Annotated in this window: 20 protein-coding genes; all 20 read right to left on the bottom strand. The window is 27.3% G+C overall.

All coding sequences use genetic code 11. The features are described from left to right. Positions 1-12: 12 nt before the first annotated feature. Entirely contained in the window at positions 13-1,710 is a 1,698-nt protein-coding gene (gene recN / locus AC4FQV_RS02040; RefSeq protein WP_491139132.1) for a DNA repair protein RecN, read from the bottom strand. A 19-nt stretch (positions 1,711-1,729) separates the two neighbouring features. Beyond that, positions 1,730-2,182, bottom strand: a complete 453-nt coding sequence (locus tag AC4FQV_RS02035) for an arginine repressor (protein WP_491164141.1) — start codon at positions 2,180-2,182, stop codon at positions 1,730-1,732. A 22-nt stretch (positions 2,183-2,204) separates the two neighbouring features. Continuing rightward, positions 2,205-3,035 carry an NAD(+)/NADH kinase gene (locus tag AC4FQV_RS02030; RefSeq protein WP_491139134.1) on the bottom strand — a complete coding sequence of 277 codons (831 nt, stop codon included), beginning with the start codon at positions 3,033-3,035 and terminating at the stop codon, positions 2,205-2,207. Between the two features lie 79 nt (positions 3,036-3,114). Next, complete coding sequence (locus tag AC4FQV_RS02025) at positions 3,115-3,930, bottom strand: TlyA family RNA methyltransferase (RefSeq protein ID WP_491139135.1); 816 nt, start codon at positions 3,928-3,930, stop codon at positions 3,115-3,117. Positions 3,931-3,941: 11 nt separating this feature from the next. After that, the gene (gene dxs, locus AC4FQV_RS02020; RefSeq protein WP_491139136.1) at positions 3,942-5,801 is read right to left on the bottom strand and encodes a 1-deoxy-D-xylulose-5-phosphate synthase; all 1,860 of its coding nucleotides are present in this window, start codon (positions 5,799-5,801) and stop codon (positions 3,942-3,944) included. 17 nt (positions 5,802-5,818) lie between these two features. Beyond that, positions 5,819-6,691 (bottom strand): polyprenyl synthetase family protein, encoded by an 873-nt coding sequence (locus tag AC4FQV_RS02015; RefSeq protein WP_491139137.1) that lies wholly within the window; start codon positions 6,689-6,691, stop codon positions 5,819-5,821. Beyond that, on the bottom strand, positions 6,681-6,908 hold the full coding sequence (locus AC4FQV_RS02010) for an exodeoxyribonuclease VII small subunit (RefSeq protein WP_491139138.1): 228 nt from the start codon (positions 6,906-6,908) through the stop codon (positions 6,681-6,683). The genes AC4FQV_RS02015 and AC4FQV_RS02010 overlap by 11 nt, the downstream gene beginning before the upstream one ends. Before the next feature lie 16 nt (positions 6,909-6,924). Continuing rightward, positions 6,925-8,127 carry an exodeoxyribonuclease VII large subunit gene (xseA, locus tag AC4FQV_RS02005; protein WP_491139139.1) on the bottom strand — a complete coding sequence of 401 codons (1,203 nt, stop codon included), beginning with the start codon at positions 8,125-8,127 and terminating at the stop codon, positions 6,925-6,927. 1 nt (position 8,128) lies between these two features. Next, a complete protein-coding gene (locus tag AC4FQV_RS02000) occupies positions 8,129-8,962 on the bottom strand; it encodes a tetrahydrofolate dehydrogenase/cyclohydrolase catalytic domain-containing protein (protein ID WP_491139140.1) in 834 nt (277 codons plus the stop codon). Positions 8,963-9,001: 39 nt separating this feature from the next. Beyond that, the gene (gene nusB, locus AC4FQV_RS01995) at positions 9,002-9,409 is read right to left on the bottom strand and encodes a transcription antitermination factor NusB (RefSeq protein ID WP_491139141.1); all 408 of its coding nucleotides are present in this window, start codon (positions 9,407-9,409) and stop codon (positions 9,002-9,004) included. 117 nt (positions 9,410-9,526) lie between these two features. After that, positions 9,527-9,916 (bottom strand): Asp23/Gls24 family envelope stress response protein, encoded by a 390-nt coding sequence (locus AC4FQV_RS01990; RefSeq protein ID WP_491139142.1) that lies wholly within the window; start codon positions 9,914-9,916, stop codon positions 9,527-9,529. Between the two features lie 84 nt (positions 9,917-10,000). Next, a complete protein-coding gene (locus AC4FQV_RS01985) occupies positions 10,001-10,498 on the bottom strand; it encodes a SpoIIIAH-like family protein (RefSeq protein ID WP_491139143.1) in 498 nt (165 codons plus the stop codon). A 24-nt stretch (positions 10,499-10,522) separates the two neighbouring features. Next, positions 10,523-11,131 (bottom strand): stage III sporulation protein AG, encoded by a 609-nt coding sequence (gene spoIIIAG / locus AC4FQV_RS01980; RefSeq protein ID WP_491164137.1) that lies wholly within the window; start codon positions 11,129-11,131, stop codon positions 10,523-10,525. Between the two features lie 17 nt (positions 11,132-11,148). After that, positions 11,149-11,709 (bottom strand): stage III sporulation protein AF, encoded by a 561-nt coding sequence (spoIIIAF, locus tag AC4FQV_RS01975; RefSeq protein ID WP_491139145.1) that lies wholly within the window; start codon positions 11,707-11,709, stop codon positions 11,149-11,151. 6 nt (positions 11,710-11,715) lie between these two features. Further along, a complete protein-coding gene (spoIIIAE, locus tag AC4FQV_RS01970) occupies positions 11,716-12,888 on the bottom strand; it encodes a stage III sporulation protein AE (protein ID WP_491164133.1) in 1,173 nt (390 codons plus the stop codon). Positions 12,889-12,898: 10 nt separating this feature from the next. Then, entirely contained in the window at positions 12,899-13,285 is a 387-nt protein-coding gene (spoIIIAD, locus tag AC4FQV_RS01965; protein WP_491139147.1) for a stage III sporulation protein AD, read from the bottom strand. Positions 13,286-13,368: 83 nt separating this feature from the next. After that, entirely contained in the window at positions 13,369-13,566 is a 198-nt protein-coding gene (gene spoIIIAC / locus AC4FQV_RS01960; RefSeq protein WP_491139148.1) for a stage III sporulation protein AC, read from the bottom strand. 35 nt (positions 13,567-13,601) lie between these two features. Then, a complete protein-coding gene (spoIIIAB, locus tag AC4FQV_RS01955) occupies positions 13,602-14,117 on the bottom strand; it encodes a stage III sporulation protein SpoIIIAB (protein WP_491139149.1) in 516 nt (171 codons plus the stop codon). A gap of 33 nt (positions 14,118-14,150) precedes the next feature. After that, the gene (spoIIIAA, locus tag AC4FQV_RS01950; RefSeq protein ID WP_491164130.1) at positions 14,151-15,035 is read right to left on the bottom strand and encodes a stage III sporulation protein AA; all 885 of its coding nucleotides are present in this window, start codon (positions 15,033-15,035) and stop codon (positions 14,151-14,153) included. A gap of 106 nt (positions 15,036-15,141) precedes the next feature. Continuing rightward, positions 15,142-15,504: a CD1247 N-terminal domain-containing protein gene (locus AC4FQV_RS01945; RefSeq protein ID WP_491164128.1), complete on the bottom strand. Its 363-nt coding sequence runs from the start codon at positions 15,502-15,504 to the stop codon at positions 15,142-15,144. Positions 15,505-15,549: the final 45 nt, after the last annotated feature.

Genomic DNA, 15,549 nt, shown 5'->3' with positions numbered 1-15,549 from the left:
AAATTAAATTTATTATGTATTAAAATTTCTAATAGTTTCTTTTTTTCTATTAGCTAAATCTATCATTTCTTTTGCACTTAACAAGGTGTTATTAGTCATTTCAACTCCACCTAACATTTTTCCAACCTCTTTTATCTTTTCCTCATAAGTTATAGGTTCAACCTTTGAAAAAGTTTTATCATCTACAACTTTTTTTCTAACCATATAATGATTATCTGACATACTTGCTATTTGAGGAAGATGAGTTATGCAAAATACTTGATGTTTTATAGAAATTTCATACATCTTCTCTCCAACAGATTGTGCAATTCTTCCACTTATTCCTGTATCAATTTCATCAAATATAACAGTAGGTATTTTATCTTTATCTATAAATACAGCTTTTAAAGCTAGCATTATTCTTGATAACTCTCCTCCTGAAACTATCTTTTCCATAGGCTTTAAAGGCTCTCCTGGATTTGTTGAAATTAAAAATTGCACCTTATCTTTTCCTCTTATATTAAATTCATCCTCTTCAATAAGAACTTCAAACTTACATTTTCCTAAGCCTACATAAGAAAGTTCTTCATGAATTTTATCTTCTAAAACCTTTGAAATTTCAATTCTTTTATCATGTATATCTTTAGATATTTCTTCTAAAGATATTAAAATTTCATTCTTTTCCTTTAAAAGTTCTTCAATTATTTTTTCTGAATTTTTAATATTATTTATTTGAGAAGAAATATCCTCTTTATATTTTAATATTTCGTCTATGCTACTCCCATATTTTTTCTTTAGAGAAGCTATTTTAAACATACGACTATTTATCTCTTCTAATTCATTGCCATCGTATACACTTTCATCACATATATCTCTAAGTTCTATTGATATTTCTTGAAGCTCGTAATACATTTCCATTATTTTAGAATTTATATTTTTAATTTTTTCCAAATGATTTTCAACATTTGAAAGCTCCCTATTTACAACTGATAAAGAATCAATTATTCCATTATTTTCTGAGCCACTTAATAAACTATAAGATACTCCAAGAGAATTTTTTATTTTTTCTGCATTAGATAAAATATTAAACCTTTCAGTTAATTCCTCTTCCTCTGAAGATTTAAGCTTAGCTTCTTCAATTTCTTTAAATTGATATTCTAAATAATCTAAAAGCTTATCATCTTTTCCCTCATTGTTTAATTCATTTATTTTCTTTTCTATCTCTTTAAGTTCTAAAAATTTTTTACTATATCTTTTTAAACTTTCATTTAAATTAAAATCACCAAAATCATCTAAATATATTATATGCTTTTCTTTATTTAATAAATTTTGATTATTATGTTGACCATGTATATCAAGAAGAGTTGAACTTATTTTTTTCAATGCTGATAAAATAACACTTCTACCATTAACCTTTATGCTATTTCTTCCATTTATAAAAGTTTCCCTAGAAATTATTAAAGTATCATCATACTCTATTTCTAAATCATCTAAAATTTCTTTAAGTCTCTCATTATCATCTATTGAAAATATAGCCTCTACAAAAGTTTTTTCTTCTCCTGTTCTTATTAAATCCTTATTAAACTTGCTTCCTTGAACATAATTTATAGCATCTATAAGAATAGACTTACCTGCACCTGTTTCTCCCGATAAAATAGTAAATCCTTCTTTAAAATCTAAAGATGCCTTCTCTATCAAAGCAAAATTTTTAATAGTTAATTGTAAAAGCATACTCCTCCTCCTTTTAAATTTAACCTTCTATCATTTCTAAAATTTTAGAAACTAGAGTTTCTGCTTTTTCTAAGCTTCTAACTAAAATAAATATAGTATTATCCCCTGCTATAGTTCCTGCAATATCCCCTAAATGCAAGGTATCTATAGCTTCAGCAGCAGCTGAAGCGGAACCTGATATAGTCTTAACAACTACAACCTTATCAACATTTTCAACTGAAGTTACAGTATTAGCTAAAATATTACTAAGTCTATCTACCATTTCATTTTTTTCTTCTTCTATAATGGTATATCTATAATTTCCTTTATTATCTTGTTTTTTTACAAGTTTTAAATTTTTTATATCTCTAGATACTGTAGCTTGAGTTACATCAAACCCAGCTTTTTTTAGTTCCTCAGCTAACTCCTCTTGTGTTTCTATTGCTCTTGATTTTATAATTTCAATTATCTTAGAATGTCTCTTAGATTTCATCTTCAAATCACCTTCATAACATTTATTCTATCTTAAATAATTTTTTCCTTAGTACTTTAAAATAACTTTTATTATCAAATGAAATTATTCTAAAAAACTCTTTTGCTTTTTTTATTAAAACTTCATTATGTTTTTCTAATTTTAAGGCCTTTTGTCCATCTATTGTAACAAAGACATCTGCTTCATGAATAAGAGGTTTAACTCTTACTTCATTATTGCCATCTATTATCATAGGTCTTGAATTAGGCGTATGAGGACATATAGGAACTATAGATATAATCTGCAAATCAGGCATTATAAGTGGACCTCCTGCTGAAAAAGAATAGGCTGTTGACCCAACTGGAGTAGATATTATAACTCCATCTCCTTTAAATGTAGCATAAAGCTCTCCATTTATAAAAACTTCATACTTAGTCATCCTAGATAAAGTTCCTCTTGCAACAACTATATCATTTAAAGCTCTCTCTTCTTTAAAATCTGCTCCTTCTATTTCACAAAGTAAAAGCATTCTTTCTTCAATTTTATATTTTCCTTCTTTTATTTTAATCAAAGCTTCTTCTAACTCATTTATTTCTGCTGTAACTAAAAATCCTAAATTACCAATGTTAATTCCTAAAATAGGAGCATTTATATACTTAGAAAATTTTCTAGCTACACCTAAGATAGTTCCATCTCCCCCTAGAACTATCAAAATATCTAAATTAATAAGCTCCTTAAAATCTCCTTTATAAAATTGGTCTATAATAATTATCTCTTCTGGCTTTAAATACTCTCTAATCTTTAAAAGAACTAAGTTTAAAATTTTTTTCTCTTTATCCTTCTCTTTGTTTATTATAATTCCTATATTTTTCATACAAAAAAAACACACCTTTACTTTAAAACTTTGAAGTTCTCTCTAAAGTAATTAGAAATTAAATCTTAACTAATTATTTTTATAAATTACTATGAGATTTCTCCACAACCTCGTCTATAACCTTATAATCAAAGTCTTTCTTTTCCTTACCTTTCTTTAGATAAATTAAATATTCTATATTCCCCTCAGGTCCTTTTATAGGAGAAAAATCTAATCCTAATATCTCTAAGTTATTGTTTAAAGAAAAATCAACTATTTTCTTTATTACTTCCTTATGAGTAGAAGCCTCTCTTACAACACCTTTTTTCCCAACTTTTTCTCTTCCTGCTTCAAATTGAGGTTTTATAAGGGCCATAACCTCTCCATCATCTTTTAAAAGATTAAGAACAGCTGGTAAAACAGTAGTTAAAGATATAAAGGACACATCTATTGATGCAAAATCACAAAGTTCTCCAATTTGCTCTAAAGTTACATATCTTACATTTGTTCTTTCCATACAAACAACCCTAGGGTCCACTCTAAGTTTCCAAGCAAATTGACCATATCCTACATCTATAGCAAATACCTTTGAAGCTCCATTTTGTAGCATACAATCTGTAAATCCTCCTGTAGAAGCTCCAATGTCTAAACACTTTTTATCCTTTAAGTTTATTGAAAAACTTTTAATAGCCTTATCAAGTTTAAATCCACCTCTACTTACAAAGGGTAACTTTTCTCCTCTAAAAATTATATTTGAACTTACAGGAACTTTTTCACCAGCTTTATCGACTCTTTTTTCTCCTATAAAAACCATACCAGCCATTATATATCTTTTAGCTTTTTCTCTTGACTCTGCTATTCCCTGTTCTACAAGAAGTACATCTAGTCTCTCTTTTTTTTCTTTTTTCTCTGTCATAATTTTCTCCTTTAAAGTAATTCAACTAATGTGTTTTTTATTCCTTCTGGGTCTAATCCATTTATTTTATATAAAATATCTGGCTTTCCGTGCTCTATAAATTTATCCTCAAAGGCTAATATAGTAACCTCTTCTTTATGATTAATTTCATTTAAATACTCTAAGACTCCTTCTCCAAAACCACCTTTTTTAATATTATCCTCAACAGTTATAATTTTAAATTTATTTTTTGATAAAGTCTTTAATATATTTTTATCTATAGGTTTTATAAATGTAGCATTTATAACTAAAATATCTAATCCTTTTTCCTCTTTTAATTTTTCAGCAGCAATCATAGCATGTTGTACCATTTTTCCTGTAGCAATAATAGCTATTTTTTCTCCCTTTCTTACTTCTTCCCACTTACCATAATTTATTTCTTTTAAAGGCTCTAGATTATTATATATATCTCCTCCTCTAGGATATCTTATGGCTAAAGGAGCATTAAAGGTACTTGCCCAATTTAAAATAACTTTCATCTCATCTATACATTTAGGAGCTACAATTGTCATGTTAGGCATTGGAGATAAATATGAAATATCAAATATACCTTGATGTGTTTCTCCATCTTCTCCAACTAAACCGGCTCTATCTAAACAAAGAGTAACAGGTAACTTTTGTATGCAAACATCATGTAAAACTTGGTCATAAGCTCTTTGCAAGAAAGTTGAATAAACTGCAAAAAATGGTTTTAAACCCTCTGCTGACATTCCTGCTGCTAAGGTAACTGCATGTTGTTCAGCTATACCAACATCAAAGAATCTATTAGGAAATTCATTTCTAAATTCTTTTAATCCTGTTCCATCTGGCATAGCAGCAGTTATTGCAACAATTTTATCATTTTCTTTAGCTAAATTTATCATTTCTTCTCCAAAAGTCGATGAATAATTCCTACTTCCAAATTTTGAAACCACTCCTTTTTCAAGGTCAAAAGGAGATACTCCATGATATTTATTAGGATTTTCCTCTGCTAATTCATACCCTTTTCCTTTTTTAGTAATAGTATGTATTATAACAGGACCTTTTATTTTTTTTGCTATACCTAATACTTCATTTAATTCTTTAATATTATGTCCATCTACAGGACCAAAATATTTTATTCCTATATCTTCAAAATACATACTCTGTACTACAATTTTTTTAATTCCGTCTTTTAACTTAGAAAGAGAAGTCTTTACTCTTTTGCCTAAAGAAGTGGTATCTAGGGTAGAACCAATGTCTGATTTTAATTTATTATACCCCTCCCCCATTCTAAGTTTATTTAAATAGGTTGCAAGCCCTCCAACATTTTTACATATAGACATTTGATTATCATTTAATATTATTATTAAATTATCTTTTCTATATCCAATATCATTTAAGGCTTCTAAGGCCATACCACCTGTTAAGGCACCATCACCAATTACAGCTATAACCTTATTATTTTTACCAAGAATTTTTTGAGCTCTTGCCATACCTGCTGCTGCAGATAAAGATGTACTACTATGCCCTGTTGCAAAGAAATCATATTCACTTTCTGTTCTCTTTGGAAAACCACATAGTCCACCATATTGCCTCAAAGTTGAAAATTTATCTTTTCTTCCTGTTAAAACTTTATAGGCATAAGCTTGATGGCCTACATCCCAAATTATTCTATCTTCACTAAAATCAAAATTTTTAAATAAAGCAACAGTAAGGTCTACAACACCTAAATTTGAAGCAAAGTGTCCTCCTGTTTTTGAAATACTATAAATTAAAAATTCTCTCAAATCCTTAGCTAATTTTTCTAAATCCTTCTCATCTAAATCCCTTATCTCTTTAGGATCAGTTATTTTTTGTAGAATTTCACTCATTTAAACCAAATCCTTTATTAAAATTTTCTCTCTAAAAGTTTTATAGTTAATACCTTTAGAGGTTCTACATTACCTTCTATTTTATCTAAGATATCTATACATTCCCTAGTTATATCCACGCATTTTCTTTTGCACTCTTCTAATCCAAAAAGAGTTATATAATTATTTTTATTATTTCCTTGGTCCTTGTGAACATTCTTCCCTAAGTCTTTTGCATTTCCCACTACATCTAATATATCATCTTTTATTTGAAATGCTAAGCCTAACTTGTATCCAAATTCCTTTAAATTTTTAATATCTTCTTCTGAAGCCTTAGCTAAAATAGCCCCAGCCATTATAGAAGCCTTTATTAATTCTCCTGTTTTCTTAAGGTGCATATAATCTAACTCTTCTATTGATATTTCTTCTTTCTTTTCATTTATTATGTCAACTATTTGTCCACCAATCATTCCATCAGAACCAGAAGCATCCATAATAACTTTTGTTGCCTTTAAAGCATCTTTTCCTTCCTGTAAAGAATAATCAATTAAAACCTTCATAGCTTCATTTAAAAGTGCATCTCCTGCTAAAACTGCAATAGCTTCTCCAAAAACTTTATGATTAGTTGGCTGTCCCCTTCTTAAATCATCATCATCCATACAAGGTAAATCATCATGTATTAAAGAATACGTATGTATCATCTCCATCGCCATAGCAGGTTTTAATATTTTTTTATAATCTTCTTTATAAATATAATAAGTTAAAAGCATTAATATAGGTCTTATTCTTTTCCCTCCTACATTTATGCTATAAGCCATAGAATCATATAAAACCTTATTAAACTTTCTATTACAATTAAAATATTCTCTTAAAGACTCATCTATTTCTTCCTTTAAGCTACTAATATTCATTATTATATCCTCCAAAGTCTTCTTCTTTACCATCTTCAACAACTTTTATCTTTCCCTCTAAGGTATTTAACTTTTTGTATAACTTATTAGCTATCTTTATTCCTTGTTCATAGGCCTTCATAGACTCTTCTAAAGTTAAATCTCCAAGTTCTAGCTGTTTTACGATTTCATTTAATTCATCAATCATACTTTCATAAGTATTTTCTTTTTTAGCCATCTTTAATTTTTGCTCCTTATTCATTAATATTTTTTATATCTATATAAACGGAACCGTCCTTCATTGTCACTTTTATATTGCTTTGTTTTTTTAATTCTTCAATCTCATATAAAACCTTACCCTTATTATCAGTTATTAATGAATAACCTCTTCCTAGGGTATTTAAAGGATTCAAACTTTGCAATAAGCTATTTAACTTAGCTAACTCATCCTTTGATTTTTCAATTTTAATTTTTCCTAAAATATTAAGCTTTTCTTCTAAAGAAATAATTTCTTTTCTTCTCTTTTCAAGTATATTTTTAGGGTTATTACTAATTAACTGCCTATTTAATATATCTAAATTATTTTTACTTTTTAAAATTTTTCTTTCTATAAGATTATATAAAAACATTTTTTTATTTTCTAAAGCTTTCTTCATATCTTCTAAAGAAGGAGAAACTATCTCTCCTGCAACTGATGGTGTAGCTGCTCTTACATCACTTACAAAATCACAAATAGTAAAATCAATTTCATGTCCAACAGCAGATACCGTAGGAATTTTACTATTAAATACTTCATAGGCTAATTCTTTATTATTAAAAGCCCAAAGTTCTTCAATAGAACCTCCTCCTCTGCCTAAAATTATAACATCTACTAAATTTTTATCATTAAAATATCTAATTCCATCAATTATTGACTCAGCAGCGCCCTCTCCTTGCACCTTTGCAGGATATAATATAATCTCTAAGGATTTATTTCTTCTTTTAATTACATTTATCATATCTCTTATAGCCGCACCAGTTTTTGCTGTAATTATACCTATTTTCTTTGGAAAAGCAGGTAATTCTCTTTTATACGCTTCGTCAAAAATTCCTTCTTCTCTAAGTTCTTTTTTTAATCTATGAAATTCCTCAAAAAGTTCTCCAACTCCAGCTTTTTTTATATTTTCACAATAAAGTTGGTAATTTCCTTCCTTTTGGTAAACACCTAATCTAGCCTTTATTTCTACCTTCATTCCTTCTTCTAGTCTAAAATCTAAATTAACTGCATTATTTTTAAACATAATGCAGTTAATTTTGCTATTTTCATCCTTCAATGAAAAATAAATATGACCACTTGAATGGAATTTTAAATTAGATATTTCACCTTTGACATTAAGATTTTTTAATATAAAGTCATTCTCAACTAACTTCTTAAGATAGTTATTAACTTCAAAAACAGATAATGTCTTTAGCTTCATTCTAATCTAACTCCTTACAAATATTTTTTAAAAGAAGAGTTGTGGTTAAAGAACCAACTCCTCCTGGAACTGGTGTAATAAAAGATGCCTTATTATAAACATCATCAAAATTAACATCTCCTGTTATTTTTCCATTTACTTCACTAGTTCCAACATCAACAACAATAGCTCCTTCTTTAATATAAGAAGAATCTATAAAATTAGCTCTTCCAATAGCTACTACTAATATATCCGCTCTCTTACAAACTTCTTGTAAATTCATTGTTTTTGAATGGCATAAAGTTACTGTAGCATCTTCACTTAAAAACATTTGAAAAAGAGGTTTTCCAACTATATTACTTCTTCCAACAATTACAACCTCTTTTCCTGAGATTTTAATATTATAAGCCTTTAAAAGAGTTATTACACTATTTGGAGTACATGGAATAAATGATTTTTCTCCCTTATAAAATCTACCTACGCTTACTTCAGACAAACAGTCTAAGTCTTTATCAGCACTTATTAAATTTGTTACTTCTTTTTCATTAATATGTTTTGGCAAAGGAAGTAAAAGCATTATTCCATCTACACTTTTATCTTTATTTAGTTCTTCTATTTTAAGCTTCAAAATTTCTTCTGAAACACCTTCATCTAATTTTACCTTTTCAAATTCTATTCCTAAATCTTTTGCTAATTTCTCTTGGAAGTTTTGGTAATATACTGAGCCTCCATCATCCCCAACTAGTATAGACGTTATTTTTAAAGATTTTCCTAAGTTTTTTAATTTATCTGTGTAATCTTTAATCTGCCCCTTTATGTCTATAGCTACTTTTTTTCCGCTTAAAATTTTATTCATTACCTTACCTCCAATTTTAAACTTAAAATAAAATTTAGACTACTTAATATTTTTATATATTTTATCTAAAACTCCATTTATGAATGAAACAGATTTACTATCTGAATATTTTTTACATAGTTCAATAGCTTCATTTATTGATACCTTCTCTGGTATATCTTCTACAAATAACATTTCATATGTAGCGATTCTTAAAATTGATAAATTAACCTTTGAAATTCTATTTAATTTCCATTTTACTAATTCACCTTCTATTAAAGAATCTAATTTTTCCTTATTTAATTCTATTCCTAGTAAAGATGATTTTATGTATGATAAATCTAAATCATCTTTATTAATTTCTTCATTTTCCATAAAGGAATCGAAAGTTTCTAAGGCAGTTTCTGATGTTATTTCCATTTGATAAGCTAATTGTAATAAATATTCTCTTGATTTTACTCTATTCATTATATCCTCCTATGTTTTAAAAATACTCTATTTAGTATTATTGTCTTAATTTATATTATTAATCATAAGTTAATGATTTAACACAAGGAAACACCCTCTGAAAACAGAGGGTGACTACTATTTTTTTAATATTTCATTTTTATCTTCTTCTTTTAAGATAATTATGTTTTGCACATATATGTTCACTAGTGCCACCTTAAGTCCAGTTATAGCTTCTACAGTCCTTCTTACGTTTTCCTGCACTTGAGAAACTACATCAGGTATCTTAACTCCATATTGAACAGTAACACCAATTTCAATAACTGCTTCACCATTCTCTACATTAACCTTAATGCCCTTACCTAAACTTTTCTTAGAAAATTTATGTCCTATTCCAGTGCTATTATTGTGATTTATCTCAAGTATTCCCTCTATCTCAGATGCAGCTATACCAGCAACTACACCGATAACTTCATCAGATATATTTACTATACCTAAGTTAGCTTCATCTCTATTCATTTCATTCATAAAGCTGAACCCTCCTACTAATCTTCACGAATCTTAATTAGTTATAGGTTCATTATAGCAAATAACTAATTACAATACAATTAATTATTTTTTTTCTATATCAACGTCATAAACTTTTGATACATTCATAACTATATCTTGAATTTCAACCATTTTTTCTTGAGTTAATTCTTCATCAGTTTTAACTACAACCTTTGCATTATCACCATCTATAAAGCATATTACATCTTCATAACCCTTACTTTTTATGCTAAGTTCTATTCTTGTTTCATAATCTCTTGCCATAGTTTTTTCAGTTAATTCTTTTTCTGCTTCTTCTTTTTGCTCCTCTGAAGTGTTTTTATCTTCTACAATAGCTTTTAAATTATCAATAGTTTTAGAATCCTTTTGCTCTCTTAAATTTCTTGATTCATAAAAATAATTTGATGTAGTTTCAGCTGCTTTTTCTTCATTTTCTCCAAAGGCTGTAGGAACTTCTCCCATACTTTCTTTAATTTGATTGTTAACTCTTGTTGCTAATACTCCAGTACAAACTATTAAAGCTAAAAGTGTTAAAATAATCCCTGCTTGTTTTTTATTCATAGTAAACCTCCTAAAATTTTAATTTTATTTTTTCATAGCCAATACATTTACCTTATCTACACTTATGTTATATAAGCTTGATATTGCTTTTGTTATTTCATACTTTATCTTGCTATCTTCTGCACCTTCTGCAACAACCATAACTCCTAAAACCTCTGGCTTTTCAGTTTTTAATATAACTGGTTCACTTCCACTTGAGCTATTTGACATAACTATTTTGTCTCCATCTGTTTCTTGAGAATTAACCCTTGTTCCTCCTTCACTATCAGTTTCCTCTGTTGTACTTTTTTGAGAAGAATTATCTACTGCTGGTACTTTTACTTCACTACTTTGAAAATTTATTACAACATCAACTTCTCCAACACCTTCTATTTTGCTTAATATCCTCTCTAAATCCTTTTCTTGTTTTTCTTGATAACCTAAAACTTCAGAGTCTTTTTCAATTTCATTTTCAACTTGCTGCTCACTAGATATATTTTCTAAATTTGTTTTCTCACTCTTAGATATATTGTTTACACCTGTAAAATATGACACAACTAAATAAATCATTATAATTAATAAAAGTAATATGATTAAATTTACAATGCTCTTTTCCTTAAAGAAAGATATAAACTTCTCTTTAAACCCTTTCACCCTTAAGTTCTACCTCCTTACTCATAAAATACATTTATATTTTCATTAGATATTTCAAGTTCCTTCTCAACAAATTTTTCAACCTTAGATAAAAAAGCATCTTTTTTCTCTTCTTTTTTTTCTAAATCATCTCCAATCTTTATTTTTTCTACCTTTTTTATCTTTTTATTATCTAAAACCTTAATATTAGCTTTTTTTATATTAAATTTAACTTCATCAAAACTAACCTCTCCTTCTAAAGAAACCAAAAATTCTTTTTCATAAAACTCATCCTTTAAAGCCTTTTCTAAATTATTCTCAATGCTCAATAAAATAGCTTTGTCATCATAAAAAGATTCTCTTTCTTCTTTAAAAGCCTCCCTTTCAATAGTATTTTTATAGCTAAAATCAAAATCTTTAACCTCATTATTAAAAGTTAAAAGATTAAGTATAGGTGCTAACATAACAGAAAGTATTATTAATGAAAAAGTAAACTTAACATGTTTTTTTATAGAAGAATTAGGTAAAATAATATGTGCAATAGAAACTATTACTACTACAATACAAAGAGTTGAAATCCAATTTTTTAAAAGCTCCACCTTACTCTATCCTCCTACAATAAAATTTCCTGCTGTAGCCATCATAGCTGCCATAATAAAGAACATTATACTTACGCTTATTATGCAAGACATTATCATAAATAAAGCCTCTCCTACAGTTTCTACGCTACTAGATATTTTTGAATCAACTACAGGCTCTATAACTGCTGAAGTTAGTTTAAAGCATATTGCCATAATCCCTATTTTTAATATTGGATAAATAACAATAACAATTAAAACTATTACTCCTAAAGATGTTATTACACTTTTCATAGCTAAAGAGTAGCCAGCTACAGTAGTTATAGCATCTGAAAAAGCCTTACCTACTATAGGAACAAAATTATCTACAGCAAATTTAACAGTTTTAACAGCAACTGCATCTAGGGTATCTGCAGTCATTCCTCTTAAAGTTAATATTCCAACAAATATTGTTAATATAAATCCTTGAGATATCATTATTACATGCTTTATAAACTTACACATTCTATCTATTTTAAATTCACTTGAAAGATTATTAACAAATTGTAAGGTAAAATAAGCTAAAATAAGTGGAAATAAGAAATATGTGTATATTCTAGGTGTTATAGAAACTGCTCCTAAAACTATAGGATCTATAGTAAGAGCTGAAGTTATTCCACCTGATGTTGCAATTAGCATTATAATAACTGGAATTATAACATTCATAAAATCAATAATTGAGAATAAAACTTCCTTTCCTAAATTAAGAGATATGAAAAAGCTTTTAGTAAGAAGCATAATAAGTAGTGCATAACAGGCAAAGAAAGCAATTTGAGTTACTCCTTCCTCAATATTAAAAGATTCCTGTAAATTTTTAAGTAATGCACTTAAAAGAGCAATTACTAATATAGAAGCAATAAACTTTAAAACTATTTTTATCTCCTTAAAAATATAACTAACTATAGATGCTCCTATTTTTTTTAATGTTATAGGGTCTTCTCCACTTTCTAAATAACTTTTTATATAATCCTTAGCAGTCATATCTCCTAAGATATCTTCTTCAGTTTCTAGATTATTTATATAGTCGTAAAACCTTTCTATCCTTGAATCATTATCTATTTTCTCCTTTGAACTCTCTAAACTATCCTTTGCTAAAACATTTAAATTAAAGCAAAATAAAAATATAAGAGATAATAATATTATGTTTGTTAACTTCTTCATAATTTAGCTCCTACATTATGCTTAAAATAGAGTTTAATATATTAGCCATTATTGGTATTGCTAATAATAAAATCATTACTTTTCCAGCAAATTCTATTTTTTTCCCTAATACACTTACCCCTGCATCATTACATATATAACTACAAAAAGTTGAAAGATATGCTATGGCAATAATTTTCATAACTATAGCTATATAAGAAGAGTCCATACCAGAATCTCTTGCAATATTTTGCATAAAAGCTACTATCTCATTTACATAGGGCATTATAAAAATAAAAATCATTATACCTGCACATAATAAAATAAAAAGTGATAATGTACTTTTGTTATCTTTTAATACCATATATAAAAATAAAGTTATAAGCGAAAAAGTTATTACCTGTATAATTACATCCATACTTAAAATCTAAGTAACCTAAAAGTTTTAAATACTTTTAAATTTCTTAAATATCCTCCTCCCCTTAAGTTTATTTTTAAATTTTAAAATAAAAACATTGATTTAACTGATGAAAATAATCTGCTTATAAGTTGGATCATCATAGTAAGAATAATTATTACTCCTACAATATTAGCAAGAGTTGCGTATTCTTTTTTCCCACTTTGCTCTAAGACCTTATCTAATATAACTAAAACTATTCCAACTCCTGCAATTTGAAAAATTAAAGATAAATCAGACATATAAACTTACCCCCTCTAAATTTAAATGTTAAAATTTAATACAAAAATATAGCTATCATGGCACCTAAAGAAACTCCTAAATATCTATAAACCTTAGTATTTTTGTTACATTCTTCCTCTGCAATTTTTAACTCCATATTAAGCTTTTCTTTAGCTAGGTTGAAAATTTTAACCTGACCTGAGATATTAGTTTCTCCTAAAGATTTTGAAAGGTCTAATAAGATTTCAAAGTCCTTAGGCTTAAGGTTCATTTTTTTCTTATGTTCATTTATACTTTCTTTAAAGGCCATATATACATTTTCTACTTGATTATTTTTTAATTTTAAAGAAATTTCATTAAATAATTCTTTTATAGGACTTTTAGATTTAATAGCTATATTTTCTATACTCTCTGGTAAAGGTGTGTAAGTATATGAAATATCATTTTCAAAATCAATTAAAGCTCTCTTTAATTCCTTTAGTTGAATAAGTCTTTGTCTAAATCCCTCTCCATATAAGTATCCAATTAAAGAACTTAAAAAAATAATAATTCCAAGAAAAAATATCTTCATTTTCTCCTCCTATATCCTATAGTTTTCTTATTTTTAAACAACATATATTCCCTCAACAGTACAAACTCCCCTTCTTGAGCTAAGTACTATAACTTTATTTATAACTTTATTCTCTACAATCTCTTTAAAAACAGGTCTTTTATACAATTCTTCAATATTTCTTCCATGTAAGGTAGCTATGATACTAACCCCTGAATTATAAGCCATCATTAACCCTTCCATGTCTTTATATGTTCCTATTTCATCACAAACAATAACTTCAGGAGAAAGACCTCTAACAGCCATCATCATTCCTTCACTTTTTATGCAATTATCATAAACATCTGTTCTAATTCCTACATTCATTTGTGGAACACCTTTATAACAAGCTGCAATCTCACTTCTTTCATCTATTACAACTGTTCTTTTTCCAGTAAGGGAAATACTGTTTAATCCATTTGAAATATTTCTTGTAATATCCCTTAATAAAGTTGTTTTTCCACACTTAGGTGGAGATATTATTAAAGTGTTATAAACTCTATTGTTATATACTAAGCTTTCCATCAAACTATTAGAACAACCTATTATTTCTCTGCAAACTCTAATATTTAAAGAAGTTATATTTTTTATGGTTTTAATATAATCTTTTTCAATTACACATTGTCCTGCTAAACCAACTCTATGTCCTCCTTGTATTGTTATATATCCTTGTCTAATTTCTTCTTCAAAGGCGTATAAAGAATAATTGCTTATTTTTTGTATTATATTTTTAATATCCTCTCTTGTAATTTCATAACTAAATATTAATTCTTTATTATCTAAAACTATATTAAGGGGCTTTCCAACCTTAATCCTAACCTCTTGTAATTTTCTTAAATCTCCTGCACCTTTTAAAATACTATTTATTCTCTCTGATAAAACAGAAAATATTTCTTTCAAAGTCCCCCCTCCTTTCTATTTAAATCTATTACTTTACATAAGAAATTATTCTTATTATTTTTTTATTTAAACAAAAAAAACTGCACCTTTTAAAAGGTACAGTTTTTTAAACTTCAAATTCATTTCCACAATAAGGACATGGTATACTTTCAGCTTTATTTAATATATCTTTTTCTATGTATATTGTCTTATGACATTTATCACAAACCACTTCACAATATTCATCATCATATTCTTCAAGTTCTTGAAGAGTTAACTCTTCAAAAAGTTCATCTTGAACACCACTTAAATCATCATTTAATAAGTCTACATTTTCTTCTAAGGTTTCAACATTTACCTGTAATTCTTCTATTTTATCTACTAAAGATAATAATATGTCATTTAATGAATTTTTAAATGTTTCATCTAGTTCTGTGTTTTTATCCATAGTTTTAAGTAAAGTGCTAATATTAGTTTTAATTTCCTTCACTGAAATCACTTCCTTATATTAAATATGCTAAGCTTTAAAAGCTTA

Source organism: Clostridium sp. TJA038 (assembly GCF_058310255.1).
Note: the sequence above shows the minus strand (reverse complement) of the source record. Positions and strands in the feature narration are given on the sequence as shown.